At 73.6% G+C, this 25,876-nt stretch carries 23 protein-coding genes and 1 pseudogene; 7 read left to right on the top strand and 17 right to left on the bottom strand.

Annotation, left to right across the window (positions count from 1 at the left end):
- Positions 1–353: 353 nt before the first annotated feature.
- Positions 354–1,124 (top strand): annotated as a pseudogene (locus ACFYZA_RS17325) (DUF5994 family protein); the annotation flags it as partial.
- A 65-nt stretch (positions 1,125–1,189) separates the two neighbouring features.
- Here the strand turns inward: ACFYZA_RS17325 and ACFYZA_RS17320 are convergent.
- The 3 genes from ACFYZA_RS17320 to ACFYZA_RS17310 all read right to left on the bottom strand — a co-directional run bounded on the left by ACFYZA_RS17320 (position 1,190) and on the right by ACFYZA_RS17310 (position 5,863).
- A complete protein-coding gene (locus ACFYZA_RS17320) occupies positions 1,190–2,869 on the bottom strand; it encodes a beta-ketoacyl-ACP synthase II (protein WP_388491255.1) in 1,680 nt (559 codons plus the stop codon).
- A 331-nt stretch (positions 2,870–3,200) separates the two neighbouring features.
- Positions 3,201–4,460, bottom strand: a complete 1,260-nt coding sequence (locus ACFYZA_RS17315) for an MFS transporter (protein ID WP_388491253.1) — start codon at positions 4,458–4,460, stop codon at positions 3,201–3,203.
- Positions 4,457–5,863, bottom strand: a complete 1,407-nt coding sequence (locus tag ACFYZA_RS17310; protein WP_388491250.1) for a GH1 family beta-glucosidase — start codon at positions 5,861–5,863, stop codon at positions 4,457–4,459. Before ACFYZA_RS17310 ends, ACFYZA_RS17315 begins: the two co-directional genes overlap by 4 nt.
- A 264-nt stretch (positions 5,864–6,127) precedes the next feature.
- On the opposite strand from ACFYZA_RS17310, the gene ACFYZA_RS17305 reads away from it, so the two are divergent.
- From ACFYZA_RS17305 to ACFYZA_RS17295, 3 genes are all read left to right on the top strand, one after another.
- Positions 6,128–6,382 carry a hypothetical protein gene (locus ACFYZA_RS17305; RefSeq protein WP_388491247.1) on the top strand — a complete coding sequence of 85 codons (255 nt, stop codon included), beginning with the start codon at positions 6,128–6,130 and terminating at the stop codon, positions 6,380–6,382.
- Between the two features lie 151 nt (positions 6,383–6,533).
- Positions 6,534–7,052 carry a SigE family RNA polymerase sigma factor gene (locus tag ACFYZA_RS17300; RefSeq protein WP_388491245.1) on the top strand — a complete coding sequence of 173 codons (519 nt, stop codon included), beginning with the start codon at positions 6,534–6,536 and terminating at the stop codon, positions 7,050–7,052.
- Positions 7,053–7,144: 92 nt separating this feature from the next.
- The gene (locus ACFYZA_RS17295) at positions 7,145–8,386 is read left to right on the top strand and encodes a hypothetical protein (RefSeq protein WP_382582179.1); all 1,242 of its coding nucleotides are present in this window, start codon (positions 7,145–7,147) and stop codon (positions 8,384–8,386) included.
- A 149-nt stretch (positions 8,387–8,535) separates the two neighbouring features.
- Here the strand turns inward: ACFYZA_RS17295 and ACFYZA_RS17290 are convergent, their stop codons facing one another.
- Both ACFYZA_RS17290 and ACFYZA_RS17285 read right to left on the bottom strand, forming a co-directional pair.
- Entirely contained in the window at positions 8,536–10,254 is a 1,719-nt protein-coding gene (locus tag ACFYZA_RS17290) for a bifunctional 3'-5' exonuclease/DNA polymerase (protein WP_388491244.1), read from the bottom strand.
- A 144-nt stretch (positions 10,255–10,398) separates the two neighbouring features.
- Positions 10,399–11,724, bottom strand: a complete 1,326-nt coding sequence (locus ACFYZA_RS17285) for a LuxR C-terminal-related transcriptional regulator (RefSeq protein ID WP_382582174.1) — start codon at positions 11,722–11,724, stop codon at positions 10,399–10,401.
- A 149-nt stretch (positions 11,725–11,873) separates the two neighbouring features.
- On the opposite strand from ACFYZA_RS17285, the gene ACFYZA_RS17280 reads away from it, so the two are divergent.
- On the top strand, positions 11,874–12,782 hold the full coding sequence (locus ACFYZA_RS17280; RefSeq protein WP_388491241.1) for an NADP-dependent oxidoreductase: 909 nt from the start codon (positions 11,874–11,876) through the stop codon (positions 12,780–12,782).
- Here the strand turns inward: ACFYZA_RS17280 and ACFYZA_RS17275 are convergent.
- Positions 12,772–13,683: an AraC family transcriptional regulator gene (locus ACFYZA_RS17275; RefSeq protein WP_388491239.1), complete on the bottom strand. Its 912-nt coding sequence runs from the start codon at positions 13,681–13,683 to the stop codon at positions 12,772–12,774. The two genes, ACFYZA_RS17280 and ACFYZA_RS17275, sit on opposite strands and share 11 nt — an antisense overlap.
- Before the next feature lie 159 nt (positions 13,684–13,842).
- Between ACFYZA_RS17275 and ACFYZA_RS17270 the strand changes: the two genes are divergently transcribed.
- Positions 13,843–14,736, top strand: a complete 894-nt coding sequence (locus ACFYZA_RS17270) for an MBL fold metallo-hydrolase (RefSeq protein WP_388491236.1) — start codon at positions 13,843–13,845, stop codon at positions 14,734–14,736.
- On the opposite strand, the gene ACFYZA_RS17265 is transcribed toward ACFYZA_RS17270, so the two are convergent.
- Positions 14,724–15,404: a GDSL-type esterase/lipase family protein gene (locus ACFYZA_RS17265; protein ID WP_382582163.1), complete on the bottom strand. Its 681-nt coding sequence runs from the start codon at positions 15,402–15,404 to the stop codon at positions 14,724–14,726. The two genes, ACFYZA_RS17270 and ACFYZA_RS17265, sit on opposite strands and share 13 nt — an antisense overlap.
- Before the next feature lie 152 nt (positions 15,405–15,556).
- Between ACFYZA_RS17265 and ACFYZA_RS17260 the strand changes: the two genes are divergently transcribed.
- A complete protein-coding gene (locus ACFYZA_RS17260) occupies positions 15,557–16,531 on the top strand; it encodes a WD40 repeat domain-containing protein (RefSeq protein ID WP_388491233.1) in 975 nt (324 codons plus the stop codon).
- A 41-nt stretch (positions 16,532–16,572) separates the two neighbouring features.
- Here ACFYZA_RS17260 and ACFYZA_RS17255 read toward each other — a convergent pair whose 3' ends face one another.
- From ACFYZA_RS17255 to ACFYZA_RS17210, 10 genes are all read right to left on the bottom strand, one after another.
- Positions 16,573–17,232, bottom strand: a complete 660-nt coding sequence (locus ACFYZA_RS17255) for a DUF4360 domain-containing protein (protein WP_382582157.1) — start codon at positions 17,230–17,232, stop codon at positions 16,573–16,575.
- Positions 17,233–17,491: 259 nt separating this feature from the next.
- Positions 17,492–18,145: a class F sortase gene (locus ACFYZA_RS17250; RefSeq protein ID WP_388491230.1), complete on the bottom strand. Its 654-nt coding sequence runs from the start codon at positions 18,143–18,145 to the stop codon at positions 17,492–17,494.
- Between the two features lie 4 nt (positions 18,146–18,149).
- Positions 18,150–18,851, bottom strand: coding sequence for a hypothetical protein (locus tag ACFYZA_RS17245; protein WP_382582152.1), 702 nt, complete (start codon positions 18,849–18,851; stop codon positions 18,150–18,152).
- A gap of 300 nt (positions 18,852–19,151) precedes the next feature.
- Positions 19,152–20,270 (bottom strand): phosphoserine transaminase, encoded by a 1,119-nt coding sequence (gene serC, locus ACFYZA_RS17240; RefSeq protein ID WP_382582150.1) that lies wholly within the window; start codon positions 20,268–20,270, stop codon positions 19,152–19,154.
- A 252-nt stretch (positions 20,271–20,522) separates the two neighbouring features.
- Positions 20,523–21,764 carry a cytochrome P450 gene (locus ACFYZA_RS17235; RefSeq protein ID WP_382582147.1) on the bottom strand — a complete coding sequence of 414 codons (1,242 nt, stop codon included), beginning with the start codon at positions 21,762–21,764 and terminating at the stop codon, positions 20,523–20,525.
- Entirely contained in the window at positions 21,761–22,990 is a 1,230-nt protein-coding gene (locus ACFYZA_RS17230) for a cytochrome P450 (RefSeq protein ID WP_382582144.1), read from the bottom strand. The genes ACFYZA_RS17235 and ACFYZA_RS17230 overlap by 4 nt, the downstream gene beginning before the upstream one ends.
- Entirely contained in the window at positions 22,987–23,586 is a 600-nt protein-coding gene (locus ACFYZA_RS17225) for an ATP/GTP-binding protein (protein WP_382582142.1), read from the bottom strand. Before ACFYZA_RS17225 ends, ACFYZA_RS17230 begins: the two co-directional genes overlap by 4 nt.
- Complete coding sequence (locus ACFYZA_RS17220) at positions 23,567–23,914, bottom strand: DUF742 domain-containing protein (RefSeq protein WP_382582139.1); 348 nt, start codon at positions 23,912–23,914, stop codon at positions 23,567–23,569. Before ACFYZA_RS17220 ends, ACFYZA_RS17225 begins: the two co-directional genes overlap by 20 nt.
- Complete coding sequence (locus ACFYZA_RS17215) at positions 23,911–24,312, bottom strand: roadblock/LC7 domain-containing protein (protein ID WP_100573913.1); 402 nt, start codon at positions 24,310–24,312, stop codon at positions 23,911–23,913. The genes ACFYZA_RS17220 and ACFYZA_RS17215 overlap by 4 nt, the downstream gene beginning before the upstream one ends.
- On the bottom strand, positions 24,309–25,775 hold the full coding sequence (locus tag ACFYZA_RS17210; RefSeq protein WP_388491226.1) for a sensor histidine kinase: 1,467 nt from the start codon (positions 25,773–25,775) through the stop codon (positions 24,309–24,311). The genes ACFYZA_RS17215 and ACFYZA_RS17210 overlap by 4 nt, the downstream gene beginning before the upstream one ends.
- Positions 25,776–25,876 lie beyond the last annotated feature (101 nt).

Here is a 25,876-nt window from a genome sequence, read left to right as displayed (position 1 = left end):
GCGTGACCGGCGTGACCGAGTTCCTGACCGTCGCCGTCCTGATGATCCTCATCGTCGGCACGGCACACGCGATCCAGCGGCTCAACGTCCAACGGGCTCGGCGGATCCAACGGGTCCAACGGGTTCAACGGGTTCAACGGGTTCAACGGGTTCAACCGTTCCATAAGACCCGACGTGTCCGGGGAACCGGCCACTCCGACCTCGGCCGGTTCCGCCCCGGCCCCTAGTGCGCCGCCAACCGCACCGATAGCCGCAGCGTCCATCACCCGGCACCACACCCCAACTCGACTCCCGCAGCCCCGGACCCCGGCCGCATCGAACGCAGCGAACCGACCGAGGCCAAGGAGCCCTACATGTCCGCCAGTTGCGGGAAGCCCCTCACCGCCACCCCACCGGCGGCCGCCCCGAGCCAGGCCGACGAGCCCCCTCCCGAGGCGTACGACGGGAAGGCGCCCTTCCCCCGCGGCCTCCCGGCGCCCGCGCGCACCGGCGCCGAGCAGCTGGACGCGGCGGTGGCCGGGGGCAGCGCCGTCGTGCCGTTCCTGGGGCTCGGCGGCGGATGGCTGCCCCCGGCGCCACGACCGGGCCGCCAACCTGTGGTCCCCGCCCCGCTCCCCTTCGGCGGGAGCCGGCACAACCCGCACCACTGCGACCACCCGCCCCCAAGCTCTCGGCTTCGCCCGAGCAGGGGGACCCCGCCGCGCCCGAGCACCGAAAGGCCCGGCACCATCGCCCGCACCGGAGGCACCGCGATCATGACCACCACACCGCTTCACCCCTTGTCCGTACCCGGCACGGCACGCCTCCGGCTGACGCCGGGCGAAGGCGGCCCGCAGGCCATCGACGGCCTCTGGTGGCCGCGCTCCGACGACCTGACCGTCGAACTGCCGCACCTGATCCGCGCGTTGCCCCACAGCTGGCCGCAGATCGCGCACGCGACCGTGAACGCCGCCATGTGGTCCGCCTTTCCCGGCCGGATCCTGCTCGCCAACCACGTCATCCAGTTGCACCGCGCCACCGCCCGGCACGCCCCGGACACGGTCTGCCTGCTCGCACCCGGCAGGGGCAGGTGGGACCTGCTGGTCATCCCGGCCAGTGCCGACGAGTCCGACGCGCTGCGCCTGATGGCGGCGGCCATCCCCCAGCCCCTGCCGCTCCCCCTCCCCCTCCCGCTGGCAGTGCCCCTGGATCAGGCGGAGCCCGGTGCGGAGCCCGCTTCGGAGCCCGCTTCGGAGTCGGGGGCCCGGTGGGCCTCGGCCATCACCGCGTCCAGATCGATGCCGTACGACAAGGCCGTTCGGTACGCCGTGTAGACCACGTCGGCGAGTTCGTGCGCGAGGTCCGCCAAGCGGTCCGCCCCCAGGCCTTCGGTCCCCGGGCCGTGAGTCCCCAAGGGGCCCGTTCCCGGGCCGCCGGTACCCAAGGAGTCCGACTCCGTACCCTCGCCCCCCGGGCGGCCCGTCTCCGTACCCGCGCTCCCCAAGGGGCCCGTCCCCGTACCCTCGCCCCCCGGGCGGCCCGTCCCCGTCCCCTCGGCCGACAGAGGGCCGGCACCCGCGCGCCGCAGGGCGAGTACCGCGTTGTGGCCGCCGAAGCCGAAGGAGTTGCTCAGGACGATGTCCCCGCTGGGCGACAGCGGACGGGGTGTGCGCGTGACGACGTCCAACGGGCAGGCCGCGTCGATGACTTCGCAGCCGCGCGTCGGCGGGATGCGGCCGTGGTGCAGGGTGAGTGCGGCCACCACCGCCTCCACCGCGCCCGCCGCGCCCTGGAGGTGGCCCAGGTTGCCCTTGACGGCCGTCACGGGGACGTCGGGGGCGTCGGCGGGGCGTTCGTCGAGGAGCCTGAGCAGTGCGACGGCCTCCGCGAGGTCCCCCTCCCGCGTGGCGGTGGCGTGCGCGTTGATGTGGACGACGTCGGCCGGGCCCGATCCGGCGTCCGCGAGCGCGCGGTGCAGCGCGAGTACGACCCCGTCGCCCGACGGGTCCGGCGCGGCGAGGTGGTGGGCGTCGGCCGAAAGACCCCAGCCGGCGGCCTCGCAGTAGATGCGGGCGCCGCGCGCCCGGGCGTGCTCCTCCAGCTCCAGGACGAGGACTCCGGCGCCCTCCCCGTGCACGAACCCGTCCCGGTCCTTCGCGAAGGGCCGCGACGCCTCGGCGGGCTCGTCATTGCGGGTGGACAGCGCGCGCATGGCGGCGAACGAGGCCATCACGGCCGGCGTGATGGTCGCCTCGGCACCCCCCGCGAGCACGACGTCCACATGTCCCTGCCGGATGCGGTCGATGGCCTGCCCTATGGCCTCGGTGCCCGAGGCGCAGGCGCTCACGATCGTGCGCGCCTCGCCGGTGATCCGCAGGTCGAGCGAGACCTGGGCCGCCGCCTGCGAGGGCACGGTCATCGGGGCGGTGAGCGGCGACATGGCGCGCGGCCCCTTGTCGCGCAGCCGCCGGTCGCCGTCGACCAGCACGCGGGCGCCGCCGATGATGGTGCCGAGGGAGACCCCGACGCGTTCCGCGGCGATGCCGCTGGCGGCGGTGCCGGACGGGGCGAACCCCGCGTCGCGCCAGGCCTCGCGCGCGGCGAGGACCGCGAACTGGGCCGCGCGGTTCATGCGCCGGGCCTGCGGCTTGGGCAGCAGTTCGGCCGGGTCGACGGGGACGGCCGCGGCTATGCGTACGGGCTGGTCGGCGAACTCCTCACCCTCCAGCGGGCGGACGCCCGAGCGCCCTTCGAGCAGCCCCTGCCAGAGCACCTCGGCGCCGAGGCCGAGCGGGGTGACCGCGCCGAGGCCGGTGACGACGACGCGGGGGCGGGGCGCCCGGCATGCCGCCGCCGGTAGGGGGCCGGGCACGCGCGGAACGCCGTCCATCGAATCCGCCCTCCTGCTGCCGGAAGCCTCAACTTCTGCTTCCCATGGCCCAGTTGGCCAGGTCGAAGTCCCGTCCGGAACGGCCGTGTCCGCCACGTCCCGCACGGCATCCCGCAAGGCGCCATTCAAGGCCCGATCGGGGCTCCGTTCAAGACATTGGACTGTTTAGCAGAGGTCGCGAAGAAGGGTCAAGGGTTAGTAAAATGATCATGACGGACGCCGGCCCCGTTGTCCAGCCCCTGGCCCCCTCGCCCCCCGGCCCCCTCGCCCCCCCGCTCCGGGGTTCCCGGCCCGCCGACCGGGCCGCCGGCCCAGCCAGCCCCGCCCCGCCTCACCGCACCGAACGAATCCGCCCCACCAGCACCGACCCGCCCACCCCGATCGCGCCCGCCAGCGCGTACAGGACCCCGTATCCGCCGAGATGGGTGACGACGGGGGCCGCGACGACCGGGGCCAGGACCTGGGGCAGGGCGTTGGCTATGTTGATCACGCCGAGGTCCCGGCCCCGGTCGGCGGCGCTCGGCAGCACGTCGGTGAGCAGCGCGAAGTCGACCGAGGTGTACACCCCGTACCCGACGCCGAGCACCAGCGAGGCCACCACCGCCCCGGTCCACGTCTGCCACACCGCGAGCAGCAGCGTCGCCGCGGAGATGACGAGCCCGGACCACACGACGAAGACCTTGCGCCGGCCCGTACGGTCCGACCAGACACCGCTGATCACCACCGTGCCGAGCAGCGTCACCGCGTCGAGGGCGGTCAGGATCAGCACACCGGTGTCCGCGTCGCCCGTGTAGCGCACCGCGTCGGTCAGGTAGTACAGCAGGTACATCGTGCTGATCGAGTACGACAGGTTCATCAGGAAGCGCGTCAGCCACGCCCACCCGAAGTCCGGGAAGCGGCGCGGGTCGATCCAGAAGCCCCGCACGAACTCCCGCCACTGGAAAGGGGATTGGGAACCCGGCGGCAGCGAGGAGTCCCTGCGCATGATCACGTAAGGGACGATCGACAGGAGCGAGAAGGCCGCACACGCCACATAGCCCGCCGTGATGCCGCCCGCCACCGTCGCCAGCGCCGTGCCCACCAGGATGCCGACCACCTGGGACACGCCGAGCCAGCCGCCCACCATGCCGCGCCGGCGGTGCGGCACCTGGTCCGGTACGGCGGCCGTCAGCGCGGCGAACGAGGCGTTCAGGGCCAACTGGACCAGGCACCAGCCCGCCGCCATTACGGCCACGTCCGGCGCCCACGCCAGGACCAGCAGTCCCACCACCCCGCCCGCGCCGCCCGCCACCACCCAAGGGACGCGCCGCCCGACCCGTGCCGTCGTACGGTCGGACAGCGCGCCGAACACCGGGTTCGCCACCATCGAGACGGCCGCCCCAAGTCCCGTCACCAGAGCCAGGGTTGAGGCCTTGTGGTCCGGCGTGAAGTGCTCGGCCTGGCGGGCCAGGAGTAGTTGCAGCGGGCCGAACCAGCCCACCCACACCCCGAGATTCGCCAGCGACAGTGCCCCCACCCAGCGGCCGCCGGGCTCCCCCTCGACGCTTTCCGCCGGCCCGCCCAGGGCCTCGGCCCCGGGCTCCGCTGTCACCGGGCGCCTCCGGAACCGCCCGGGCGTCCGGCGCGGATCACGTCCCGGTACCAGGCGTAGGAGTCCTTCGGCGTGCGCGCCAGGGTCTCGTAGTCGACGTGGACGAGGCCGAAGCGCTGCCGATATCCCTCCGCCCACTCGAAGTTGTCCAGGATCGACCACACGAAGTAGCCGCGCACGTCGACGCCCTCCGCCATCGCCCGGTGCAGGGCGCGCAGATGGCCGTCGTGGTAGGCGATCCGCCGGGCGTCGGCGACCCGGCCGCCGTCCGCCGGATCGGGTCCGTCCCCGTACGAGCAGCCGTTCTCGGTGATGACGACCGGGGGCAGTGAAGTCCCGTACCGGGCACGGAAGTCGACCAGCAGCTCGTGCAATCCCTCCGGGACGACGGGCCAGCCGAAGTCGGTGCGCTCGCGGCCCTCGATCTCGTGCAGGCCGAACGGCAGGTCCGGCGGCAGCTCGATCCCGGCGAGGCTGGTGAGGGCGTCCGGCTTCGGCGCGCCGACCAGGGCCGGGTTGTAGTAGTTGATCCCGTACCAGTCGAGCGGGGCCGCGATGGCCTTCAGGTCCTCGGCGACCGGGCCCGGCATCAACTCGGCCCAGCCCTCGGGGTAGGCGCCGGTGAGGATCGGGTCGGCGAAGAGACGGTTCATCAACGTGTCGTACAGTTCGGCCGCCGCACGGTCCTCCTCGGATTCCCCCGCCGTCCACACCGGGCTGTGCGACGCGGCGATCCCGATCTCCCGCGCCCCCGCCGCGCGCAGCGCCTCAACTCCCAGTCCGTGCGCCAGGAGTTGGTGGTGCGCGACCGGTAGCGCGTCGAAGACGAGCCGCTTGCCCGGGGCGTGCTCACCGATCCCGTAACCGAGCAGCGTGATCTCGGCGGGCTCGTTGAGGGTGATCCAGCGCGGGACCCGGTCCCCGAGCCGCTCGGCGACGACCGAGGCGTACGAGGCGAACCGGTACGCCGTGTCCCGGTCGAGCCAGCCGCCGCGCTCCTCCAGGGCGAGCGGGGTGTCCCAGTGGAACAGGGTGGGGACCGGGGCGATGCCGGCGGCGCACAGCTCGTCGACCAGGCGGTCGTAGAAGTCGAGCCCCCGCTGGTTGACCGGGCCCTCGCCGGAGGGCTGGACGCGGGACCAGGACACCGAGAAGCGGTAGGCGCCGACGCCCAGTTGGGCCATCAGCGCGACGTCCTCGCGATAGCGGTGGTAGTGATCGGTGGCCACGTCCGCGTGCGAGCCGTCCTTGATCCGGCCGGGCTCCCGGGTGAACGCGTCCCAGACGGAGGGCCCTCGCCCCCCGGCGTCCACGGCTCCCTCGATCTGGAACGCGGAGGCGGAGACCCCCCACAGGAAGTCGGGCGGGAAAGAGGGCAGCGGCGGCAGGGGCGGCGGCGTCATGGGGGAACTTTTGGGCCCCGGGGTGTGCGCTGTCAATGGAAAGTGAACAAATTTCAGGTTCGAGGGTCTGCTGCCCGGCTGCGAGCCGATGGCAAACCGATGGCGAACCGATGGCGAACCGATCACGTGCGGGGCTGCGTCAACTGTCAGACACCGGTGGTCAGATACCGACCGTCAGATACCGACCCTGCTCACCGAGGCCGGCCGGCGGCAGGCCAGGCCGCCGAGACCGCGCGCCTCGTCGCGGCCTAGCTGGACGGTGTGGTGCCGCAGGAGGCGGAATGGGCCGGGGACTACGTCCCGTACTGGCCGGAGCGCGCCGAACTCCCCGCCGCCCAAGCGGACCGCATCCTCGGCTTCCTCGGTGACCCGGAGCCGGGGGGAGCGGGAGGCGGGGGACCGGCTCCCGCGCGAGGCGATGGCCCACTGCACCGGGCCCGTCGCGGGGACCGCCCCGCGCTCAAGTGGACCGGGTTCCCGGAGCAGTACGCGGCCGAGTTCGGCGGGTACGGCGTGTGAGTTCTGGGCTTGCGGGGGCCCGGCGCCGACGCTTCGGAAAGTGGGGTGAAACATTGTGGGGGGTTCAGCGCGTCGGTGGGGTGTAGGGGGATGCGTGAGGAGCGGGGGGCGGGGCGGAGCCGTGGTGTGGTCGGGGGGACGGGGGTGGCCGGTGGGGGGTTCGCGGCTGTCGCGGGCCGAGGAGTTCAGGGAGTTCGCGGCCGGGCGGGCGGGGCAGCTGTTCCGTTCCGCCTGCCTGCTGACCAGCGGGGACACCCACCTCGCCGAGGACCTCGTGCAGGAGACGCTGGGGCGGATGTACGCGCTGTGGGGGCGGGTCGCCAGGATCGACAATCCGGCGGCCTATGCGCAGACGGTGCTCGTGCGGGCCTTCCTCACGCACCGCCGGCGCCGTTCGGCCACCGAGCGGCCGCTCGGTGAGGTCCCGGACCGCCTGGTCGCCGCCGGTGACGATCCGGCCTTGCGCGTCGCCCTGCTTGACGCGCTCGGCGGGCTTTCGCCCAAGGACCGGGCGGTCATCGTGCTCCGCTACTGGGAGGACCGCAGCATCGAGGAGACGGCGGACGCTCTGAACGTCAGCTCGGCCGCCGTGCGCACCCGCTCGGTGCGCGCCCTGGCCAAGCTGCGCGAGCGGCTCGGCGGATCACTGGCCGAATACGCCGCACCCTGACCCCAACGCCCTTATGGGAGCGACCAGTTGGCGCTCGGCGTCCGGCGGCATTGAAATCTCTCAGTCATCGCAACAGGAAGGTGTGGTTTGCCATGCCCTTTGAGGACCGACTCGGCGAAGCCATGCACCACACCGGGGACAGCTTCGAACTCGACGGCCGGCGCGACCTGGTGGAGTCCGGACTCGTGCGGGGCCGGCGCCGCCTGGCCCGACGCCGGACGGCCGCCGTCACCGGCAGCGTGCTCGCGCTCGCCACCGTGGGCCTCGGCGGCGCGTACGCCTCGGGGCTGGTCGGCGGCGAGGACGGGCACGGGGGCGGGGGCGCCTCGGTGGCCGCGCCGACGCATCCGGCCCAGGCGGTGGCCGGGAAGGTCGGCGGGGCGCGGATGGTCGAGCTCCTCAAGTCGCTGCTGCCCAAGGGCGACGTCAGCGAGGAGCAGGGGAGCGGGCCGGGTGACCCGGCGCCCTCCGAGCGGCCCGGTGCGGCCGCGCCGACCGCGTCCGTGGTGTTCGACGACGGCAAGGGCGCGGGCGCGATCGCGCTGTCGGTGAGCAGGGCCGACCCGGCCGCCGAGTCCAGCGGACAGCAGGTCGCCTGCCCGGCGAAGGCCTTCGTGGACTTCGACGCGTGCACGGCCGAGAAGCTGGGCGACGGCTCCCGGCTGATGCTGTTCCAGGGCTATGAGTACCCCGACCGGCGCGAGCCGACCAAGCGGTGGCGGGCCGTTCTGCTCACCCCGAAAGGCGCCCTCGTCGACGTGAGCGAGTGGAACGCGCCCTCGGAGAAGGGCGCCGCGACCACCCGGGACACCCCGCCGCTGGGCCTTGCCCAGCTCAAGGCGCTGGCCACTTCTCCCCAGTGGCTCGCGGTGGCGGACGGGCTCGGCGAGGCCCCCAAGCAGGGCAGACCGGCCGACACCGGTGGCGCGATCGAGAAGCAGCTGATCGCCCTGTTCCCGGCGGGCAGGGGCCTCAAGGTCGTCGACCGGGGGAACCAGGACGGTTTCGCCTTCGCCGTGGTCGACGACGGCAAGGGGAGCAGCCTCGTGCAGATCAACGTGCAGTCCCGGATGTCGGACGTCACCCCGCAGGGCGAGCTCTCGACGCTGCCGGACGGCACCCGGATCGGCCTGGACAAGCAGCCGGGTGAGAAGGGCGGCGCGGGGGTCGTGACGTGGACCGCCGACACCGTGCGCCCGGACGGGTTCCGGGTCGTCGTATCGGCCTTCAACACGGGGAACCAGAGCAAGCCGGCCACCCGCGCCGAGCCCGCCCTCACCCTGGACGAACTGCGGACGATCGCCCTCGACCCGCACTGGTCCGCCTTCAAGTAGGACGCGCACGTTCCGCGAGCAGGGCGTGCACGGCCAGCCCCCAGGCAGGGCGTGCACGGCCCCCAGGCAGGGCGTGCACGGCCTTCAAGAAGGGCGAGCACGGCCTTCACGTGGCGCGGGCGCGACCTTCAAGTAGGGCGCCCACAGCCCTACTTCGCGTCCGAGTAGCGCTCGACCACCGCCGTCGTGAAGGGGAAGCGCACCGGTGTGGTCCCGAAGGCGATCCGTCCGGCCAGTTCGCCGGCCTCGCGGATCGCCTTCGCCACGGTGTCGGCCTCCTCGGCCGGGCAGTGCACGATCACCTCGTCGTGCTGGAAGAAGACCAGCTCGGCCCGGAGCCCGGCCGTGGAGATCGCCTGCCGCAGCGCGGCGAGCAGCAGCAAGGCCCAGTCGGCGGCGCTGCCCTGCACCACGAAGTTGCGGGTGAACCGGCCGCGTGCCCGGGCGTCGCTGGAGGCGTAGCCGGGCGTGAACTCGCCGCCCGCGCCGGGCAGTTGGACTTCCTGCTCCTGCGGGATGCCCGCCTCGTCGGCCTCGCCGGCGCCGGCGGCGGGCGGGCTGGTCCGGCCGAGCCAGGTGCGTACGAGGCGGCCTTCCTCGCCGGCCTTCGCCGCGTCGTCCACGTACGCCACCGCGAGGGGGAAGCGTCTTCGCAGGGCCGCCAGGTTCTTCAGGCCGTCGCCCGAGGTCTGGCCGTAGATCGCGCCCAGCAGGGCCAGCTTGGCGTGTTCGCGGTCGCCGGAGAACGCCCGGTCGGACAGCGAAGTGTACAGGTCGCCGTCGTGTCCCGCCACCTCCATCAGGCCCCGGTCCCGGGAGATCGCGGCGAGCACCCTGGGTTCCATCTGGTCGGCGTCGGCCACCACCAGGCGCCAGCCGTCGTCGGCGACGACCGCCTGCCGTATGACCTTGGGGATCTGCAGGGCGCCGCCGCCGTTGGTCGTCCAGCGGCCGCTGACCGTGCCGCCGGGGGTGTACTCGGGGCGGAAGCGGCCTTCGCGCACCCAGTCCTGGAGCCAGCTCCAGCCGTGCGCGGTCCAGATCCGGTACAGCTTCTTGTACTCGATCAGGGGCTCCACGGCGGGGTGGTCGACCTCGGCGAGCTCCCAGCGCCGCGTCGACCTGAGGCGGATCCCGGCCTCTCCGAACGCCTTGACCACATCGGCGGGCAGGTCGGGCCGGACGCGCCGCCCGAACGCCGCCGACACCTGGTCGGCGAGCTCGGCCAGACGGCGCGGCTCGCCGCCGCTCCCGGTGCGCGGGGAGCCGCTCGCGTAGCGCTCGCCGAGCAGGCCGTGCAGCAGCGCGCGGTGGACGTCGGCCCGCCACGGCAGGCCCGCCCGGTTCATCTCGGCGGCGACCAGCATCCCCGCCGACTGGGACGCGGTGAGCAGCCGCATCCGCCCCGGGTGCTCGGCGCGGTCGTGCCGGCGCTGCTGGTCCGCGTACACCTCGAGGAGCGCGTCGAAGGGGAGCCCCGAGCTGCTCTGGGGCTCGAAGAGGGAGGACTGCGAGCCCGGTTCGGCCGCGCGTGGGGGCGGGTCGGCCGGTACGGGTCTGTCGTGCAGGCGGGCCCAGGCGGCCGCGGCCGAGCGGGGCTCGCCGGAGCGGCCCTCGTGGCCGAGCAGCAGCAGCTCGGCGTCCTCGATGTCGTAGCACCGCTCGATCCGGACACCGGCGGCGAGCAGCCGGGGGTAGATCCCGGCGGTGGAGCGCCACACCCAGCGGCCGACCTCGGGGCGCCGGCGGACGGCCGCGATCAGGTCGGCCTCCTCGCGGACCGGGCCCGTGGGCAGCCCGTCGTCCCCCAGGGGTGCGAGCCGTGCCCCGCCGCCCTCGGTCGCCTCGATGGCCCACCGTTCGTTCACGCGATCGAGTCTGGCACCCGGCACTGACAACGGCCCGCAGCCGCCCCGGCGGCCGGGTCGCACCCGGCACTGACAACGGCCCGCAGCCGCCCCGGCGGCGGGCCGGAGCGGGCCCCGGCGGGCCCGAGCGGGCCGGGCCGGGTCCTATGCCACCGCGTGCAGCATCGCCGCCGCCTCCCCCCGGGAGCTCACCCCGAGCTTGGCCAGGATGTTCGCGACGTGGAACTTCACCGTCGACTCGCTGATGTGCAGCTCCTCGGCGATCGTCCGGTTGCGGTGGCCCTGGGCGAGATGGCCGAGCACCTCCGCCTCGCGCGGATGCAGCCCGGACAGCGGGTCGAGGCGCGGGCCCGGGGCCGTGCCGAGCGGCAGGGTCGCGGTGACGGTGGTGCCCCAGCCGGGCAGCGCGTCCACGGCGAGGGTGCCGCCGAGCGCGGCCAGGCGCTGGGCCACGCGATGGGTGTCGAGGGCGGCGCGCGGCAGCTCGCCGGGCCCGTCGTCCCGTACGGCGGCGGTCAGTTGGCAGTCGGCGAGCCGCCAGCGGACGTGGATGCGGCCCACCCCCTGCTGGCCGGCCATGGCGAGGACGACGGCGCGTACGGCGGCGCGGGCGAGGTGGGCGACGTCCGCCGCGATGGATGTCTCGGCGGTCTCCGCCTCCGGGGGCGCGCATTCGAGGCGCACCTCGCTGTGGCGGAGCAGAGGCTTGAGGGAGTCGGCGAGCCGGGCGAAGGCCTCGGCGGCCGGCTCCTCGGTGAGTTCCTGGTTGCGGTCGGCCTCGGTGCGCACCGCGACCAGGGCGGACACCGAGAGGTCGACGGCGCGCGAGCGGGCCTCCCGGTCGTCGAGGCTCTTGCTGCGCAGCACGCCGAGCAGCGCGGTGAGCGCGGCCTCGTGGGCCTCGCCGAGTTCGGCGATCACGCGGGCCCGCTCGGCCGCGGTGGACCGGGACTGGGCGAGGGCGCCCGGCACGGCCTCGGACGTGAGGCGGGCCCGGTGTCCGGTCGCCAGGTCCCACAGCTGCTGTGCGGTCTCCGCGTCCGCGTCCGTCAACAGGGCGCCGGGCGAGGTGCGTACGAGGACGAGGAGCGGTGGCTGCCCGGCCATCGGCGCGGCCTCGCTCGCGACCGCGACCACGGCCCGCTCCGCGCCGCCGATCACGGCGGTGCCCTGCCAGGGGTGGCCGGGGGTGACGCGGGGGCCGAGCGCCTGGAGGTCGGCGACGGTGATCCGGGGGGCCGACCCCGCGTCGCCGTGCGGCACGTGCACCTTGAACGGCGAGTGCGCGCACTGGCCCGACAGCTCGGCGGCGACCGTGTGCGCGGCCAGCGGGGCGAGTGCCGCGGACAGGGTCGGCAGGATCTCGTGCATCGGGCCGCGCACCAGTTCCGCGGCGCGCGCTAGCACGAGGGCGGCGGGCGTCGCGGCATGGGCGGCGGCGGGTGCGGTGCGGCTCGTGCGGGGCTCCATCGCCCCAGCGTACGGTCGCCGCTGCCGTGCGTGCCCCGTCTTGCGGCCAGGTCGAACTGGCCGTTGGGCGGGCCGGATCGGGCGGGGAGGCGATGGACGCTGGATCCACCACGCCGGCCATGACGTGGCGAGCGATGCGAGGAGTTGTGATGGAAGCGATCGTCTACGAGCGGTTCGGCGGCGTCGAGGTGCTGGCCCTGGGCGAGGCGGACAAGCCCAGCCCCGGTCCCGGCCAGGTGCGGGTGAAGGTGGCCGCGGCCGGCGTCAACCCGGTCGACTACCGCATCCGCAACGGCTGGATGCGCCACAATTTCCCGGTGACCTTCCCGGCGATCCCGGGTCTTGAGCTGGCGGGCGTCGTCGACGAACTGGGCCCGGGCGTCACCGCGTTCGCGGTCGGCGACGAGGTGTTCGGACACTCGGACACCGGCGCCTACGCCGAGTACGCCCTGGCCACCCATGTCGTGGCCAAGCCGTCCGGGCTGACCTGGGAGCAGGCCGTGGCCCTCCCCATCGCGGGCGAGACCTCCGAGCGGGTCCTGAACCAGCTCGAACTGGCCGCCGGGGAGACCCTGTTGGTGCACGGAGCCGCGGGCGTCGTCGGCTCGGTCGGGGTGCAGCTCGCGGTGGCCCGGGGCGCCACCGTGATCGGTACCGCCTCGCCGGACAACCACGCCTTCCTGCGCGAGCTGGGCGCGATCCCCCTGGCGTACGGGGCCGGCCTGGTCGAGCGGGTGCGCGAGGTGGCGCCGCAGGGCGTCGACGCGGTGTACGACGCGGCCGGCAAGGGGGCGCTGCCCGACTCCATCGAGCTGCGCGGCGGCACCGCCACGCGCATCGTCACCATCGCCGACACGGCCGCCGCCGAGCACGGCGTCCCGTTCAGCGGCCAGGCCATGGCGGACCCGGTGCCGGTCTTCGAGGCCCATGCCCGGCTCGCCGCCGAGGGCAGGCTGCGCGTCCGGCACGCCGAGACGTTCCCGCTCGCCGAGGCCGCCAAGGCCCTGGAACTGAGCGAGGGCGGTCACACCCGGGGCAAGCTCGTCCTCACGCCGTGAGCCCGGCCCGGTAGCGCCCCGGCGTCGTGCCGTACTGCCTGTTGAAGGCGTGCGACAGGGCGTACGGGGTGCTGTAGCCGACCTGCGGGGCGATCGCGTCGAGCGCGTCCGGTGTGGTGCGCAGCAGCGCCGCCGCCCGGGTGAGGCGCCACCAGGTGAGGTACGCCATCGGCGGGCGGCCCACCAGTGCGGTGAAGCGGCGCGCCAACGTGGCCCGGGACACGCCGACTTGGGCGGCGAGGCGCTCGTTGCTCCAGCCGGCGGCGGGGTCCTCGTGCAGGGCGTGCAGGGCCGCGGCCACCACCGGGTCGTGCAGCGCGGCCGGCCAGCGCGCGGTGGTGCTGTCCGCCATCCAGGCCCGTACGAGATAGACGAGCAGCAGATCGAGCAGGCTCGGCAGGGCGACGGCCGAGCCGGGGTGCGTGGCGCCCACCTCGCGGCCCAACAGGCCGATGGCAGCGCGTAGTTCGTCGTGGTGGCCGGGGCGGTTCGGGATGTGCACGAGGTCCGGCAGGTCGGCCATGAGGGGGTGCGTGTGGCGCCGGTCGAGCCGGTACTTTCCGCACAGCAGCTCCGTATCCCCGCTGTTTGTGCGGGAGTTGGGGGCCGCCGCGCGCGACCACGTGGCGAAGTCGACGGCTCCGGCGAGGGTGGCCGGGTCGGCCGGGCGGTCGGCGATGACGTGCCCGCTGCCGTGCGGAAGCAGCACCGCGTCGCCCGTGGCGAGGGCGACCGCCGATCCTCCCTCCGTCCGCATCCAGCAGCTTCCCTCCAGGACCACGTGGAAGCCCGCGCCCTCGTACGGGTCGAGCCGGGCGCACCAACTCCCGCCCACGCGCAGCCTGGTGGAGGAGGGCCGCCCCACCCGTACCGCCGAGATCGCGTCGCTCACCAGGTCCATGCCGCCAGCTTAGGCGGCAGCCGCCGGACGGTGAGACGTCCGCGTATTCGGATGAGCCGAGGAAGCATTGAACGGCTCACTCCGGGCCGCTTAGGGTCGAACCGACGGACGGCGAGCGACGGCGAGCGACGGCGTGGGGCGAGCGGAAGGCGGCGGGGCATGCGGAGCATCACCTTGGGCGAGGTCGAGATCATCAGGGTCGTGGAGTGGGAGGGCGCCTTCGGGCCCGCCCGCAGGATCGTGCCCGGGGCCGGGATCGAGACGTGGAAGGAACACGAGGAGCTGCTCGCGCCGCACTTCTGGGAGCGGGACGGCGACCAGTGGATCGGGGCGCTCCAGACCTGGGTCCTGCGCAGCGGCGGCCGGACCGTCCTCGTGGACACCAACGTCGGCAACGGGCGCGAACGGCCCAGCATGCCGATGTTCCACCACCGGAACACCGATTTCCTGGGCCAGTTGGCGGCCGCTGGGGTGCGGCCCGAGGACGTCGACGTCGTCGTCAACACCCATCTGCACGCCGACCACGTCGGCTGGAATACGGTGGGGCAGGGGCCCGGCGTGTGGGCACCCGCGTTCCCCCGCGCCACCTACCTCATGCCGGCCGCCGACCACGCCCACTTCGACCCGGCGAACGGGCGGGCCATGCGCCCGGACGACGTGGCCCTGTTCGAGGACAGCGTCGCGCCCGTCGTGCGGGCCGGGCAGGCCGTGCTGTGGGAGGGCGAGTACCGCATCGACGACAACCTCGTCCTGGAGGCCGCGCCCGGACACACCCCGGGTTCGTCCGTGCTGCGGCTCGAATCCGGCGGCGAGCGGGCCGTGTTCGTCGGCGATCTGCTGCACAGCCCGGTACAGATCGCCCACCCGTCGCACAACAGCTGCTTCTGCGAGGACGGGACGCGGGCCGAGGCGACCCGTCACCGCATCCTGGGCCGGGCCGCCGACGAGCGCGAACTGGTCGTGCCGGCGCACTTCGGCGGCCCCGGCGCCTTCGAAGTCCTGCGCGAGGGAAGCAGGTTCGCGGTCCGGAACTGGGCCTCCTACGGCGCGTAGCGCCCGCCCAGCTCCCAGGCGCCGTGCAGCGCGTCCGCGAACGCGGCCGCCAGCTTGTGCTCGCCGCTCGGCCCCGGATGCGTACCGTCGTAGGTGTCCCGGTGGATGTCGTACGTGTCCGCGACCGGGGCGAGCAGCAGCGGCGAGGCGGCCGTGTCGAGGTCGGCGACCGACTTGGCGAGCAGCACGTTGAAGCGGTCCACCTCGGCGGCGAACGGCGCGTCCTGTTCGGCCCGGATGTTCGGGATGACGGGCAGCGCCACGACACGGATCCGCGGGTTGGCCTCCCGGGCGCCCTCGACGAACGCGCGCACGTTGGCGGCGGTCTGGACGGCGTCCGTGTAGAAGCCGAGGTCTATCAGGCCGAGCGAGACGAGCAGCACGTCCGCGCGGCCCTCGGCGACCGCCGGGCCGATCACCGGCGCCATGTGCAGCCAGCCCTCGCCCCAGCCCGCGAGGTGACGGCGGGCGGCGGCCGGGAAGCCGGGGTCGGCGTACGTGTGCGAGACGGCCGCCCCGGCCGCCGGGTCGTACAGCGCGGTGCGCGGCCCGACGATCTCGTACGGGCCGTCGAAGGACGTCTCGAGGTGGCGCCACATGCGGTAGCGCCAGGTGAAGTCGCCGGGGCATCCGATGGTCATGGAGTCGCCGACGAAGAGAAAACGCATGGGGGTCATCATTACCGATCGGTACGCCGGGCGGCGACGTGACGGTGGACACCCCGGACACGGTGACGGCGGGGCAGGGCGGACACCCAGGGCGCAACGTGGCGCGGTGGGCACCCCGACGGCGTCCTGAGACGGCCGTGGACACTGGGGGCATGCGTTCGCTGTGGAGGGTGTGCGGGGTGGCCGGGCTGGTCCTGGTGTGTGCGGCGGGGCCGGCGGCGGCCGACGACGGCGGGTTCACCATCAAGGACCCCCGGATCAAGGAGTCCAGCGGCCTGGCCGCGAGCCGCGCCCACCCGGGCGTCTACTGGACGCACAACGACAGCGGCGACGGCCCCTACGTCTACGCCGTCGACGCGCGGACCGGGCAGACCCTCGCCCGGATCACCCTGGAGGGCGTCGGGCGCCCGCGCGATGTGGAGGCGATCTCGATCGGGCCCGACGGCGACCTGTACGTCGGTGACATCGGGGACAACCTCGACGGCTCCTGGAGCCACGTCTGGATCTACCGCTTCCATGAGCCCGCCCAGCTGAGGGACCAGACGGTCAAGGCCACGCAGTTCACCGTCCAGTACGCCGACGGGCCGCGCGACGCCGAGGCGCTGATGGTCCATCCGAAGACCGGCCGGGTCTACATCGCCTCCAAGCGGGAGGGCGGCGGCGGCCTCTACGAGGGCCCGGCCAGGCTGTCCGCCACCGGCACGAACGTCTTCCGCCGGGTCGGCGAGGTGCCCTGGGTGACCGACGGGGCTTTCTCGCCGGACGGTACGAAGCTGGCGCTGCGGGGCTACTTGGCGCTGGCCGAATACGCCTGGAAGGGCGGCGCCGGCGACCCGCTCGGCGACTGGCACGCCGTACCGGGCACGCCCGTGCAGGGGCAGTCCGAATCGGTGACGTACACCCCCGACGGCAGCGCCCTGATGGTCGGTTCGGAGGGCGCCGACAGTGAGGTGGTGCGAGTCCCCCTCAAGGAGGACGGCGCCAAGTCGCCCTCGGCGGGCGGCAGTTCCACCCGTTCGGGTGGCGGGGCGAGTCGCGGGAACTTTCTGCTCGGCGCGATGGTTCTGGCGGGCGCCACCGTGCTCGGCCTGGGCGCGAAGCGGATGCTGCGGCGGCGGCCCGGCTGAGGGGCCCGCGCCGCGCGGGCGCGGGCCCCGGCGTTCGCGGCTCAGCGCCGCGGCGGGCACGCCTGCCAGGCCAGGTGGTAGACGGTCTGGATGTCGCCGTCGGTGGAGTCCATGGCCATGAAGCTGTTGGTCTTCGGGTCCGAGGTGCCGAGGTTCACCCGCAGCTCGGTGTTGATGTTGAAGTTGCGCTGCACGCCGCAGGGGGCCCACACGAGCTGGCCCCAGTCGGTGGAGTCGGTGGCCTGCCAGTCGTCGTCGTAGGCGCCGTTGAACGGATGCGTTCTGCTCGCCGTGTCGGGCGAGCCCTGGAAGTAGTACGAGGCCTTCTGGGTGGCGCTCGCCCCTCTCTCCAGGTGGGCGTAGCCGCGGTAGTCGGCGCTCGCGACGGCGTAGGTGAAGCCCGAGGGGACGTGCACGATCAGGTTGAGCTGGCAGTTCTTGCGGAAGTCGGTCGGCTTGGCGCCGGCGCCCACCTGGGCCATGTACTGGCTGTAGGTGACGGTGAAGGCGGTGTTGTCCGGGGCGACGGCGACCGCGGCGGTGCCGATCGGACAGCCGGAGCCGTTGACGGTCGCGACCTCGATCACGATCTTGTCGGGCGGCGCGACGATGGAGGAGGGTGCGGCCGGGGCCGCCTGGGTGAAGAGCGTGGAGGCGAGGAACGCCGCGGTCGCGCCGCCTGCGAGAAGTGCACCGGGCATGATGCTCCGATCGGTTGTCGGTGGCCTTGCGTGGATGTGGGGAGTCCAGCCGAGCGCCCATGGCCCCGGTACGTCTTCGAAGAGACATAGTTGAGGCATGGACATGTCAAACCTTCGGACCGGTCCGGGCGTGGTGCGGTACGCGCCGGATCGCTTTGGATGGTAGGGAGCAACTCCCTTGCGGGATAGGGCGGTTATTGGCCGTGCGGGGCGGCCGGGGCGCGGGCCGGTGCCCGCGCCCCGACGCCCGCCGGAGGCACTACGCCTTGCCCGTCAGATGGGCGAAGACGACGACGTTGGAGTCCCAGTGGCGGTCCTTGGTCAGCGACCCGCCACAGGTGATCAGGCGCAGCTCGGGCCGGTCGGTGGCGCCGTAGACCTTCTGGGTCGGGAAGTCGTCCTTCTTGAAGGTGTCCACCGAGTCCACCGCGAACACGGTCTCGGCGCCGTCCTTGCGGTGCACCTCGATCCGTTCGCCCTTCTTGAGCCCGGCCAGGTCGTGGAAGACCGCCTTGGGCGTATCGGCCGTGTCCATGTGGCCCACGATCGTGGCCGGTCCGCGCTCGCCCGGAGTGGGGCCCTCCTCGTACCAGTCGGCCTCCTGGGGCCGGTCGAACGGCGGGGTCCGCATCGTGCCGTCCGCCGCGAGGCCGACCTCGCCCAGCGGGGCGTCCACCTTGATGTCCGGGATGGTGACGCGGTCCGGAACGGAGGCGGCGAGCGCCGGTACGGGGGTGACGTCCGCCGCCGCGCGCGAGCCCGCCGCGCCGCCGTCGCCCCGGGAACATCCGGTCGCGGCCAGTGCCACCGCGAGGGCGGCGGTCACCGCCAGGGCGGCGGCGCGGGCGCCCCGGCGGGAGTGGCGGTAGGGGGCTCGGGCGCCCGGGCGTGCGGAGGGGGTGCGGGCGGTCACGCGCTCAGTCCTGCTTCCGGCCGCGCCGGTTGAGCAGACCCGCGCCGCCGAGCGCGCTCGCGCCTATGCCGGTGATGCCGAGGGCGAGCGCGGAGTTCGTCGCGGCGTGGTCCTCGGGGGCGGGCGCCATGCCGGTGTTCACCCCGCCCTTGGGTGCCGTGTGGTGGCGCGGGGCCGTCGTGTCGTGGTGCGGGGCGGGCGGGGGCGTCGTGTCGTGGTCGCCCTTGCCGTGGTGGTCGTCCTTGTGGTCGTCCCTCGGCTCGCCCACGGTGAACTTGACCGTGTCGAAGAGCTTGCCGTCCACGAAGGCCTGGACGCCGAAGTAGTCCCGCGGGTAGTTGGCGACGGTCGCCGTGCCGTGCCACACCCCGGTCGCCTTCGCGTCCGGGGCCAGGTTCACCCGGCCGCCGAACGCCTTGGACACGACGTGGGCGGTGCCCTTGTGGCCGCTCTGCCGGATGGTGATCGTGATCTTGTCGCCGGGGCGGCCCGTGTCCGAGGACAGCGTCACGCTCGGGGCGGAGGGCGTGGGCGTCGGGGAACCCGAGGGCGAGGCCGAGGAGCTCGGGGAGGCCGAGCCGGAGGAGGGGGACGCGGAGTCGGTCGGGGACGCGGACGCGGTCCCGGCGGCGAACGCGGTGGCCGGAGCGGCGAGGGCGAGCGCCGTGGCGACGACGACGGCGGAAGCGGTGAATGCCTTGCGCATAATCAATTCTCCCTTTTTGTCCGGCTGTTCACCGGATGCACCGATAAGGAGGAGTTGCCGCGCGCTTTGGTTTCGCCGGTACGAGCACCGCCGGACGGGCCCTGCCGAAGGTCCCGGCCCCGCGAACGGCCCGGCCGCTGCGCTCATGACCCACCCCATACGCCCGCTTTACCTGCATTTTTGGGACGTAGGTCCCGGCGCGGATCCCGGTATCCGGGCACCCGGGCACGCACGAGGGCCCGGCACCGTGACCGGTGCCGGGCCCTCGTGTGCGGAGGCGAGATGCCTGCCGCGGGATGCTCAGAGCTGCTCGATGACGTAGTCGACGCAGGCCGTCAGGGCCTCGATGTCGGCCGGGTCGATCGCCGGGAACATCGCGACGCGCAGCTGGTTGCGGCCGAGCTTGCGGTACGGCTCGGTGTCGACGATGCCGTTCGCGCGCAGCACCTTGGCGACCGCGGCCGCGTCGATGTCGTCCGCGAAGTCGATCGTGCCGATGACCTGCGAGCGCTTCGCCGGGTCCGTGACGAAGGGGGAGGCGTGCTTGGACTCCTCGGCCCAGCCGTACAGGGTGCGCGAGGAGGCGCCGGTGCGGCCCGTCGCCCAGTCGAGACCGCCCTGGCCGTTGATCCACTTCAGCTGCTCGTTGAGCAGGAACAGGGTGGACAGGGCGGGGGTGTTGTACGTCTGGTTCTTCAGCGAGTTGTCGATCGCGGTCGGCAGCGAGAAGAACTCGGGCACGTGACGGCCGCTCGCGTGGACGCGCTGGGCGCGCTCCAGGGCGGCGGGCGAGAACGCGGCGAGCCACAGGCCGCCGTCCGAGGCGAACGACTTCTGCGGGGCGAAGTAGTAGACGTCCGTCTCGGTGATGTCGACGGGCAGACCGCCGGCGCCGGAGGTCGCGTCCACCAGGACGAGGGCGCCCTCGTCGGCGCCGGCCACGCGCTTGATCGGGGCGGCGACACCGGTCGAGGTCTCGTTGTGCGTGAACGCGTACACGTCCACGCCCGCCTCGGCCTTCGGGTCCGGGTGGGTGCCCGGGTCACTGCTGATCACGGTCGGCTCGGCCAGCCACGGCGCGAGCTTGGCCGCCTTGGCGAACTTGGACGAGAACTCGCCGAAGTTCAGGTGCTGGGACTTGTTCTCGATCAGGCCGTGCGTCGCGACGTCCCAGAACGCGGTGGAGCCGCCGTTGCCCAGGATCACCTCGTAGCCCTCGGGGAGGGAGAAGAGGTCCCGGACGCCCTGGCGCACCTCGCCGACCAGGTTCTTGACCGGGGCCTGGCGGTGGGAGGTGCCGAGGAGGGAGGTGCCGGTGGCGGCCAGGGCGTCCAGCGCCTCCGTACGCACCTTGGAGGGGCCCGCGCCGAAACGGCCGTCGGCGGGCTTCATGTCAGCGGGAATCTGGATCTCAGCCACGTCCGGGAGCGTATCCGGTTCCGCCCCGCCCGGTCCCCCGGGTCCGCCCGATGAGACGGCCCCCACAGCCCCGGCCCCCTGGGGCTCCGCCCCGGACCCCGGGCGGGGGCTCCGCCCCCTGCACCCCCGTATCGCGCCTGAACGGCGCTCGACATTCAGGGGCGCGGGGAACTGCGCGAACGGCCCCCGCCGGGCCGCAGACGAACAACGGGGCGGGGGCGAAGCCACCGGGGTACTCCAGGGGCCGCGGGCTCAGCCCAGCCGGACCGGGAGGTCGAAGAGGTCGTTCTGGGTCACTATCGGCTTGTTGCGCAGGGCGTCCGCCGGGACCGCCAGGTTCAGGGAGGGGAAGCGGGCGTACAGGGCCGGCAGGGCCACCCCCGCCTCCAGGCGGGACAGCGCCGCGCCGGGGCAGACGTGCGGGCCGTGTCCGAAGGAGATGTGCCGGTTCGGCGCGCGGGTCACATCGAAGTCCCCCGCCGTCGCCCCGTGCTGTGCCTCGTCCCGCCCGATCGCCCCGAAGGAGACGATCAGCGCCTCACCCGCCGGAAGCACCCGGTCCCCCACCACGACGTCCTCCGTCGCGAAGCGGAACAGCACGTGCGAGGTCGGCGTCGACCACCGCAGGGTCTCCTCGATGACGTTCTCCCACGGCACCGCCCCCTCGAGCACCAGCTTGCGCTGCCCGGGATGCGTCTCCAGCGCCACCACCGCGTTCACGATGAGGCTGATCGTGGTCTCGTGCCCCGCCGCGATCATCAGCTGGAGGGTGTTGGTGATCTCCTCCGTGCTGAGGTGGTCGCCGTCCTCGGAGGCGGCGAGCAGCGCGCTCGTCAGGTCGTCGCCCGGCTCGCGCCGCTTGGACTCGACGATCCCCGCGAACAGCTCCCCGAGGTCCGCCATCATCCGCGGCACCTCCTCCGGCGGCGTCTGCGTGGAGAAGAACTTCTCGAACAGGGCCTTCAGACGGGGGTGGTCGGCCGCGTCCACGCCCATCAGTTCGCTGACCACGTTCATGGGCAGGGGGTAGGCGAACTCCGCCTTCAGGTCCACGACTTCACCCTCGGGCAGGGCCGCGAGGCGGTCCAGCATCGACGTGGTGAGCGCCTCGATGCCGGCCCGCAGCCGCTCGACCCGGCGCACGGTCAGCGCCTGCGCGACGAGCGCGCGAAGGCGGCGGTGCTCCTCGCCGTCCACGGTCAGCATCGAGCGCCCCGGGTTGGCGAGCCCGATCAGCGGCCAGTCCTGCGGGATCTCGCCGCGCTTCCACGCGCCCCACACGTCGATGTCCTTGACCAGACGCGGGTCGGTCAGGAGCTTGCGGGCCTCCGCGTGGTGCGTCACCGAGTAGCAGGCCACCCCGCCCGGCAGCACGACGCGTACCAGCGGGCCGGCCGCGCGCAGCGCCGCGCTCTCGGCGTCGAGGTCGGCGACGAACGGGTCGAGGGTGATGGCACCGCTGTGGTCCACGGGGCACTGCGACGGGCTGCTCATCTGGCTGCTCCAAGGGCGGGAGTGGGAGTGAACGTCACGGGAAGCTCGGTCAGGCCCCGCAGCCACGGGGACGGGCGCCGGGTCAACTCCCCGGCGGCGGAAGCGAGATCGACGTCCGGCAGCCGGTCGAGCAGCACCTCGATCCCGGTCCGGGCGATGACCTCGGCGACCTCCTGCGCGGGGAAGGGGCAGCGGTGCTCGCCGTGCCCGAAGGAGAAGAACGCGCTGTTGCCGCCGGTCAACGCGCCCGCGTCGGTGCGCACTTGAGGGTCGCCGTTGGCCGCGGCCAGGCCGAGAAGCAGCAGATCGCCGGCCCGGATGTGCCGGCCGCCCAGGCGGGTGTCGCGGGCGGCCCAGCGGCCCGCCACGTTCTGGGTCGGCGTGTCCTCCCACAGCACCTCGTTCATCGCCTCGCCGACGCTGTGCCGCCCGCCCGCGAGCGAGGCCGCGAACCGGTCGTCGGTGAGCATCAGGCGCAGCGAGTTGCCGATCCAGTCGGCGGTGGGCTGGTGGCCGGCGGCCATCATCACCATCAGGTCCTGGCCGACCTCCTCGACGGTGAAGCCGTACGGGTTGGCGAGCATCCGGGACGCCACGTCCTCGCCCGGCTCGACCTGCTTCGCGGTCAGCAGCGCGTACATCGACTCGGCGAGGTGGCGCTGGCCCTCCAGGGCGCCCTCCCGGCCGTTGATCATGTCGTTCATGGCGGTGACCAGGCCCGGGCCCTGCTCGTCGGCGAACCCGTAGAGCCGGGCCAGGACGCGTACCGGCAGGAGCATCGCGTACTGGCCGACGATGTCGCAGCCGCCCGCGCCGCACAGCGCGTCGATCAGCTCGTCCGCGAACCGCTCGGCGTGCGCCCGCAGTTCGAAGGGGTCGACGGCCTCCAGGGCGTCGGAGACCATCGCCGCCCGCTCGCGGTGGCGCTCGCCGACCGTGTACAGGATCGACGGCTGCTTGCGGCCGATCATCGGCAGCAGCGGCCAGTCGGCCGGGATGCGGTCCCACTGGTTCCACAGGTCGGAGTCGCGCGAGAACAGCGCGGGGTCGCTGGTGACCTGGTGCAGTTCGCGGTAGCCGAGCACCAGCCAGGCCGGCACGTCGCCGTCCAGGACCACGGGCGCCACGGCGCCGTGGTCGCGCCGCAGGTCGCGGTACAGCTCGTTCGGCTCGGTCTGGAACCGGGGGCCGCTCAGCGGGACGGGGGCGGGGATGGGGCACGTCACGGTATGAGCTCCGGTGCTTGTCGCAGGCGTGCGAGGTGTTCCACGAGGGCGATCAGGACGGTCTTGCTGGACTCGCGGGCGCGGGCGTCGCAGCGCAGCAGCGGCACCTCGGCCGGCAGGTCGAGCGCCTCGCGCACCTGGGCCTCGGTGTGCGCGGGCCCGCCGAAGTCGTTGCACGCCACGACGAACGGCGTGCCGTGGTGCTCCAGGCGGTCGATGGCGTACCAGGAGTCGGCGAGGCGCCGGGTGTCGACGAGGACGACCGCGCCGAGCGTGCCCGCGAACAGGCGGTCCCACAGGAACCAGAACCGCTCCTGGCCGGGCGCGCCGAACAGGTACAGCACGTTGCGCGCGTCCAGGGTGATGCGGCCGAAGTCGAAGGCGACGGTGGTGGCCGTCTTCGTGCGGACCCCGTCGAGGTCGTCCACGGCCTCGCCCGCCTTGGTCATGGTCTCCTCGGTGTTCAGCGGACGTATCTCGCTGACCGAGCGCACCATGGTCGTCTTCCCGACGCCGAAACCACCGACGACCACGATTTTCAGGCCGTTGTCGGCGGTCCCCGCGAGGGCGGGCCGTTCAGAGATTTCGGAGGCCAACGAGCACCTGCTCCAGGATGTCGGGGTCGGGAAGGCGGTGTGCGGTGCGCGGGTGGCGGGCGCTGATGCGGCCCGTGTCGTGCAGGTCGGCGAGCAGGATGCGGACCACCGTGACGGGCAGGCCGAGCTCGGCGGCGATCTCCACGACCGCGGTCGGGAAGCGGCACATGCGCAGGATCGCCGCGTGCTCGGACTGCATGCCCGGTGCCGGTTCCGACTCGGTGACCACCAGGGTGACCAGGTCGAAGGCGTCCGAGCCGGAGCGGCTGCGCCCGCCGGTGAGGGTGTAGAGCCGGTCCGGCGAGTCGTCCCGGCCCGGCCGGCTCATGCCCGCGGCTCGGCGCTGAGGTATTCGCCGAGCTGTTCCACCAGCTCGGACATGTTGTGCCCGACGAGCCCGGCGTCCGCGTCCTCGGCGGCGACCACCGCGAGGTGCGCGCCCTCGCCGGCCTCGACGATGAACAGGATGCCGCCGTAGAACTCGGCCATCGCGGAGCGCACCCCGCCGCTGCCGTCGCCGAACTCCATGGACGCCCCGTGCGACAGGCTCTGGATGCCCGCGGCGATCGCGGCGAGCTGGTCGGCCTGGTCGACGGAGAGCTCCGGCGTACGGCACAGCTTGAGGCCGTCACGGGACAGGACGAGCGCGTGACGGGCGCCGGGAGTGCGCTGGAGCAGGTTCTCCAGGAGCCAGTTGAGCTTCTCGTCGGTGGTGGTGCCGGTCATTCGGAGTTGCCTTCCGGGGTGGGGGAGTTCGCGCGTACGGCCTGGCGGAAGCTGCTGAAGCGGGCGGCCGCGTCCGAGGCCGCGGCCGCGGCGCGGGCCGGGGCCGCCGGGGCGTCGGGCCCCTCGGGATGGGCTGCGGCGAGCGCCCGGCCGCGCTTGCGCCTGGGCAGCCCGCTCTCGCCGAACTCCGGGAATTCGCCACTGGTCTCGCTGCCGTTGCCGCCGGATCCGGGGGTGGCGGTGGCGGGGCGGGCGGTGGTGCCGGACGCGGGCTCGGCGGCCGGTTCGTGAGCGGTCTCCGGCTCGCTGTCCTGAGCGGCTGCCCGGGTCGCGGCCGGGGTCCCGGACTCCGCCGTGGCGGGCTCCGGAGGCAGCAGGTCCCGCGGTACGTCGAGGACGGGCGCGGCCGGGGCCGCCGCGGGCGTGGTGGCGACATGGGTGACCAGCTCGTGCGGGAGCAGCATCAGGGCGCCGGTGCCGCCGCGCGCGGAGGGCCGGAACGACACGGTGAGGCCGTGCTTGCGGGCGAGCCGGCCGACGACCGCGAGGCCGAGCCGGGTCCCGGAGAGCCCCGCGAGGTCCGCAAGGCGTCCGGAGACGGCCTGTTCGGCCCGGCGCAGCTGCACGTCGCTCATGACGAGACCGCTGTCCTCGACGGTGATGATCACCCCGGCCGGCACCTCCTCCACGTACACGTGGACCTCGGCGGTCGGCGGCGAGAAGTTGGCCGCGTTGTCGAGGAGTTCGGCGAGCGCGTGCATGACGCCCTCGGCGGCGTGCCCGGCGACGGCCGCGTCACTGGTGGAGTGCAGGCGCACCCGCTGGTAGCCGCCGATGCGGCCCATGGCGCCGCGCAGGATGGACTCCATCACGATCGGGCGTGCCCAGCGGCGGCCCGAACGGGCCCCGGTCAGTACGGCGATGGAGTCCGCGAGACGGCCCGCCTGCGCGGTGCGGTGGTCGAGGTGCAGGAGGTCGCCCAGCACCTCCTCGTCGGCGTGCCGGTGCTCCATGTCGCGCAGGTCGGCGAGCATGCCGGTGGCCAGCGCCTGCATGCGTCCGGCCGCGTTGGCGGTGGCGGCGAGGGCCGCGGCGCGCGCGGACTCCGCGCGGCGCAGCTCGGCGGCGTGGGCGGCGAGCAGGGCTTTTCGCTCGGCGGCATGGGCCGCGTCCAGGCGCACCGCGTCGGCGCTGCGCCGGGCGGCGTTCGCCTCCTGCGCGCCGATCTGGGCGTTCAGCGCGGCGAGGCGCTCACGCAGGACGCGGTTGCGCAGCACGCTGTGCGTCACGGCGTACGCGCCGGCGCTCAGCAGGGCGGCCGCGATGGCGAGGCTCCAGGCGAGTACGGCACGGGAGCCCGGCTCGGCCGAGACCACCGCCGCCGTGCAGAACGCGCCGGTGACCACCGCGGTGATCAACAGGGCCAGCGCGGAGGGGCGGATGGGGGAGGGCGACGCCGTCATCGATCAATGCCTTACAGCGCTTATGGCGGGTGAAAGGGAAGGTGCCGTTCCTGTCTCACAGGGAACGAGGGGCAACTATAGGAGAGTTGGTGATCGAATTG

Source organism: Streptomyces sp. NPDC001828 (genome assembly GCF_042892175.1).
Lineage (GTDB): Bacteria > Actinomycetota > Actinomycetes > Streptomycetales > Streptomycetaceae > Streptomyces.
The sequence above is the reverse complement of the archived record's forward strand: the minus strand, read 5'-3'. Positions and strand labels throughout refer to the sequence as shown.

Excerpts from the sequence above, each read along its gene's own strand:
- ACFYZA_RS17320 (WP_388491255.1), bottom strand. The coding sequence starts at position 2,869 with ATGGACGGCGTTCCGCGCGTGCCCGGCCCCCTACCGGCGGCGGCATGC.
- ACFYZA_RS17310 (WP_388491250.1), bottom strand. The coding sequence starts at position 5,863 with ATGACGCCGCCGCCCCTGCCGCCGCTGCCCTCTTTCCCGCCCGACTTC.
- ACFYZA_RS17295 (WP_382582179.1), top strand. The coding sequence starts at position 7,145 with ATGCCCTTTGAGGACCGACTCGGCGAAGCCATGCACCACACCGGGGAC.
- ACFYZA_RS17285 (WP_382582174.1), bottom strand. The coding sequence starts at position 11,724 with ATGGAGCCCCGCACGAGCCGCACCGCACCCGCCGCCGCCCATGCCGCG.
- ACFYZA_RS17280 (WP_388491241.1), top strand. The coding sequence starts at position 11,874 with ATGGAAGCGATCGTCTACGAGCGGTTCGGCGGCGTCGAGGTGCTGGCC.
- ACFYZA_RS17275 (WP_388491239.1), bottom strand. The coding sequence starts at position 13,683 with ATGGACCTGGTGAGCGACGCGATCTCGGCGGTACGGGTGGGGCGGCCC.
- ACFYZA_RS17270 (WP_388491236.1), top strand. The coding sequence starts at position 13,843 with ATGCGGAGCATCACCTTGGGCGAGGTCGAGATCATCAGGGTCGTGGAG.
- ACFYZA_RS17265 (WP_382582163.1), bottom strand. The coding sequence starts at position 15,404 with ATGCGTTTTCTCTTCGTCGGCGACTCCATGACCATCGGATGCCCCGGC.
- ACFYZA_RS17260 (WP_388491233.1), top strand. The coding sequence starts at position 15,557 with ATGCGTTCGCTGTGGAGGGTGTGCGGGGTGGCCGGGCTGGTCCTGGTG.
- ACFYZA_RS17255 (WP_382582157.1), bottom strand. The coding sequence starts at position 17,232 with ATGCCCGGTGCACTTCTCGCAGGCGGCGCGACCGCGGCGTTCCTCGCC.
- ACFYZA_RS17245 (WP_382582152.1), bottom strand. The coding sequence starts at position 18,851 with ATGCGCAAGGCATTCACCGCTTCCGCCGTCGTCGTCGCCACGGCGCTC.
- ACFYZA_RS17235 (WP_382582147.1), bottom strand. The coding sequence starts at position 21,764 with ATGAGCAGCCCGTCGCAGTGCCCCGTGGACCACAGCGGTGCCATCACC.
- ACFYZA_RS17220 (WP_382582139.1), bottom strand. The coding sequence starts at position 23,914 with ATGAGCCGGCCGGGCCGGGACGACTCGCCGGACCGGCTCTACACCCTC.
- ACFYZA_RS17215 (WP_100573913.1), bottom strand. The coding sequence starts at position 24,312 with ATGACCGGCACCACCACCGACGAGAAGCTCAACTGGCTCCTGGAGAAC.
- ACFYZA_RS17210 (WP_388491226.1), bottom strand. The coding sequence starts at position 25,775 with ATGACGGCGTCGCCCTCCCCCATCCGCCCCTCCGCGCTGGCCCTGTTG.